Here is a 2,251-nt window from a genome sequence, read left to right on the forward strand (position 1 = left end):
ACGCCTGCGGAATGATAATCAGACGCATGGTCTGTGCCGAATTTAAACCAAGGCTTCGTCCCGCTTCCGTCTGTCCTTTATCCACAGACATGATTCCGGAACGGAAGATCTCGGCAACGTACGCACCAGAGTTAATACCGAATGCAATTCCGCCGATCACGATATTGTTCAGGTTTACGGTTGCAAAAATAACGGAATAGAAAAACAGAATCTGAATCATGGACGGCGTTCCGCGGATAATCGTCAGATAGACGCGTGCCACAATGTTCAAAAGTTTTAATTTACCGGTCTGCTCGTGTGTCGAACGGATCAGCGCGATGAGAAGTCCGAGCACAACACCGATGCACAGTGCAATTACCGTGACAAGCAGCGTCGTCTTCAGACCGGTCAGCCACCACTCTGTAGCACCGTTGTCTACAAAGTAGCGGTTAAACTGATGCTGTAAATTTTCCATAGAATACATCTCTCCTTTGTGGTTTCATTTCCTGCAAAAAGAGCGGCTGCACCATTTTGCCTGGCGGACAGCCGCTCTTTTTCCTCTTATTAGATTACTTTCTTACAATAACAACCTGCGTTGCATTTGCGTAAGTATCGGTGAAATCAACACTCTCCTCACGCTCCGGAGTAACGGTCATTCCGGCTGCGCCGAAATCTGCTTTTCCGCTGTTGACGGATGCAAGGATAGTTTCAAATGCCATATCCTCAATTTTCAGCTCATAGCCAAGCTTGTCACAGATCGCCTGGGAAATATCAGCATCGATACCAACGATATCGGTTCCCTCTTTGTACTCCCACGGCTCGAACTCAGCGTTGGTTGCCATGGTAAGCGTTCCGTTGGAACGGTCCACGTCTGCCGGGGACTCATACGGATGCTGGCCGACTTCATCACCAATGTAGTTGCTCATGATCTCATCAAGAGTTCCGTCCTCTTTCAGCTCTGCCAATGCAGTGTTGAACTCGTCTCTTAACTCATTTCCTTTTTTGAAGCACATCGCGTACTCTTCGGTATCAAAAATGCCTTCTACAATTTTCAGATCATCGTTTGCTGCAACGAATTTTTCTGCCGGCAGGGAATCGATGACAACACAATCAATCTTTCCGTTTTTCAGTGCCTGAATAGCATCGGCGCCTTTGTTGTAACGCTGCATCTGGGAATCTGCATTAACGGCATCGCTCGCCTGAGAATCACCTGTTGTTCCGGTCTGTACACCAATCTTCAGATCTGCCAGATCCTCTACGGATGTTACTTCTACTTTCTTTGCGGTAGATGCAGAACTTCCGCATCCTGCCATCGAAACAGCAAACAAAACAGACATTGCAAGTGCTGTTGCTTTTTTTGCAAAATTCATTTTCATAATAATCTCCTTCTCTCCTCATGTGATGTATATTTATTCACTTTCTCTTATTATAACAGCATCTTTCTGAAATGCAAGGAAAAACGGAAAAAAAGCAACAGAAATACAAAAGACAGCCCGGGGGTTCTTCCATGGCTGTCTTTCCGTTTTTGTATTCAGTCCGTATTTTTTCCGCCTGCTGCTGTGCAGCGCAGGATCCGCTGAATGCTCTTTTCCGATAAAGCATATTCCTCTGCGAGTTCGGAAACTCTGCTTCCGTTTTGATGTTTCTCGCAAATTCCTTCATTGTGATATCTGGTTGTTCTTGTACAAGTTCCAGAATATCGTGGTGCTGTTTTTCTGTAAGAATTGTTTTCCGGCCTCTCAGCTGCGTTCTGGTCTCATAACTGCCAGTGCGTGCATGCTCTTCTATAAGGCGGTATACGGTGCTTTCATTTACTGAAAAATATTTTGCAATTTCCCTGGCATTATGAGTTTTATCCCAGGCCTCCAATACCAGTTTTCTAGCTTCATTGTGTAGCATACTATCATCTCCTACACTATATTTTATCACCGCTGTAAAGGGACTGCATTATTTAAGAGGTTTGCTATAGTTAAGATGAAAGGTCCTCAAATATAGAAGCGAAAGGGCGTAAATGCATTCACATTTACACCCTCTTTTTAAATTCCAAGATACATTCTTATGATTCCTAAAATCAGCAAATGCACCGGATAGAAAAGATAATTTACTAACTTATTCTGTTTTCCACGCTCTCCATTGTAAGTAAGCGTCAGTCCAAATCCAAGCAGAGCCCACGGCTCTTTAAACATAGAGATGTAACAAAACGGAATTCCAAGTGCCCATCTCTCATGAAAAATATAACAGAAATAACCGATCAGTACCGCATGATGTTCGT

At 44.1% G+C, this 2,251-nt stretch carries 4 protein-coding genes; all 4 read right to left on the reverse strand.

Annotated features, from left to right (window positions below):
* A partial coding sequence (locus ACY2VW_RS13775) for an amino acid ABC transporter permease (RefSeq protein ID WP_461878436.1) occupies positions 1–454 on the reverse strand: 454 nt, incomplete at its 3' end.
* 94 nt (positions 455–548) lie between these two features.
* Complete coding sequence (locus tag ACY2VW_RS13780; protein ID WP_330422667.1) at positions 549–1,349, reverse strand: transporter substrate-binding domain-containing protein; 801 nt, start codon at positions 1,347–1,349, stop codon at positions 549–551.
* A gap of 43 nt (positions 1,350–1,392) precedes the next feature.
* Positions 1,393–1,908 (reverse strand): hypothetical protein, encoded by a 516-nt coding sequence (locus ACY2VW_RS13785; protein ID WP_461878437.1) that lies wholly within the window; start codon positions 1,906–1,908, stop codon positions 1,393–1,395.
* 107 nt (positions 1,909–2,015) lie between these two features.
* Positions 2,016–2,251, reverse strand: a 236-nt coding sequence (locus ACY2VW_RS13790; protein WP_461878438.1) for a TraX family protein, incomplete at its 5' end; no start/stop codon positions are given.

It is taken from the genome of Fusicatenibacter sp., from assembly GCF_977045365.1.

Bases quoted from the DNA above. Each gene is read 5' to 3' on its own strand.
- ACY2VW_RS13780 (WP_330422667.1), bottom strand. From the start codon at position 1,349: ATGAATTTTGCAAAAAAAGCAACAGCACTTGCAATGTCTGTTTTGTTT.